The sequence below is a fragment of the Agathobaculum sp. Marseille-P7918 genome (assembly GCF_900625105.1).
Taxonomy (GTDB): domain Bacteria; phylum Bacillota; class Clostridia; order Oscillospirales; family Butyricicoccaceae; genus Agathobaculum.
Window position 1 is genome coordinate 1 of sequence record NZ_UYYD01000032.1, and the last position, 1,432, is coordinate 1,432.

Genomic DNA, 1,432 nt, shown 5'->3' on the forward strand with positions numbered 1-1,432 from the left:
GCTTCCGCGCCACAGGCGGGTATCGCGCACGCCAGCACGATGCAGGTCAGGAAGCCGAAACAACGCCGCACTTGCCCATTCGCAAAAGGCGGCCACGAGCGCCCTCTCACCGGCGCTGCCCATTCGCAGCGTTTTGGTTGAGGACAGACAGATGGAAATGAAAAACCTATTTCTTCGGGCGATCCGCACAGCCGGTGCGGCCGCCAAGAGGGGCTGGCGTACCCTCGTCCGTGTCCGGCAGGACGGGTTCTCCCTCGCGCACATCGGCTGCGCTGCCGGCAGCCGACCAAGAGCGCACACGCTTCGCGTGACCGGCATTTGTCCGGCACTGTGCTCGCCGCGCACCCATGGTGCAGCCGTTTTTGCGGCCCATACGGCAACCAATGCTAACCAAAAATTCAACAGAGACAGAGCGGACAGCTCGCCGCTCCCCTTCCCCATCCCGGCAGGAAACCACGCATTTTAACCAGAAACAGCGTGATAACCCTCATCTAAAATGCGCCTTCTTCTGTGCGGCACGGGGAAACCGGGCGGAAATCCGTCCTTTTGCAGAAGGGTGAGCTGCGCCTGTCTCCCGACGCACAGGAGGTACAATTATGAAAACCTATGCCATTTATCAAAACCTGCTCGCCCAAGTCGAGCGCGTGTTCCGTCACTGCCGACAAGGCAGTATCCAGACCCGCCGCCGATACAAAGAGGCCGTCTGCCGCTTCTGCTATTTTCTTGCAGAAGTCTATCATGTTGAGCGCGTTGCCAACATCGCGCCCAAACACATTTTTGCCTACACGAAATTCCTCAAGGAAAACCTCCGCGCGGCATCCACCATCAAAACCGACCTTGCCGCCATCCGTTTTTTCCACGACCAACTGCCAAGCCGCAAACACCCCAAGCTGCCGACCAACGCCATGCTCGATCTGGAACGCCGCTCGTTCGGCAAGGCTGACCGCACATGGCACGATGAAGAGGTCAACCGCATGATTGGCAAGGCATGGGGCGAGGGCCGCGAGGACTACGCTGCCGCAATTTGTCTGGCGCGGCATTGTGGCCTGCGCGTTCATGAGATTTTCCGACTGGACACTGCAACCGCCCAGCGCGCTATCAAAACCGGCCAGCTGACGATCAAGGGCAAGGGCGGCAAAATCCGCACCATTCCCCTGCCCCGCACCGCGCAGATCGAACTGGAAGCCATGCTGCGCCAGACGCCGCGTGGGCACAAGCTGTTCGTGTCGGACGCTACCCCGACCGACCTTGCGATCAACCGCTTCCAGTGCTTCCTCTACCGGCACCGTGACGCTGTGCAGATCGCCGACCGACACCGTCCGCTGACCTGCCACGGCCTGCGCCATACATACGCGGTCGAGCAATATCTGACCTGCCGCAAGCAAGGGCTGGACGAGCACGCCGCCTGTCGGCAGGTATCCCGCCTGCTGGG

At 60.9% G+C, this 1,432-nt stretch carries 2 protein-coding genes; one reads left to right on the forward strand and one right to left on the reverse strand.

The window, feature by feature from the left end; genetic code table 11:
- Positions 1-166: 166 nt before the first annotated feature.
- Entirely contained in the window at positions 167-373 is a 207-nt protein-coding gene (locus EJL02_RS14015) for a hypothetical protein (protein WP_125116965.1), read from the reverse strand.
- Positions 374-596: 223 nt separating this feature from the next.
- Here EJL02_RS14015 and EJL02_RS14020 point away from each other — a divergent pair.
- On the forward strand, positions 597-1,432 hold an 836-nt coding region (locus tag EJL02_RS14020; protein ID WP_125116966.1), incomplete at its 3' end, for a tyrosine-type recombinase/integrase.

What these genes read in the sequence shown, in the direction of transcription:
- EJL02_RS14015 (WP_125116965.1), bottom strand. Translation starts at nt 373, where the DNA reads ATGGGCCGCAAAAACGGCTGCACCATGGGTGCGCGGCGAGCACAGTGC.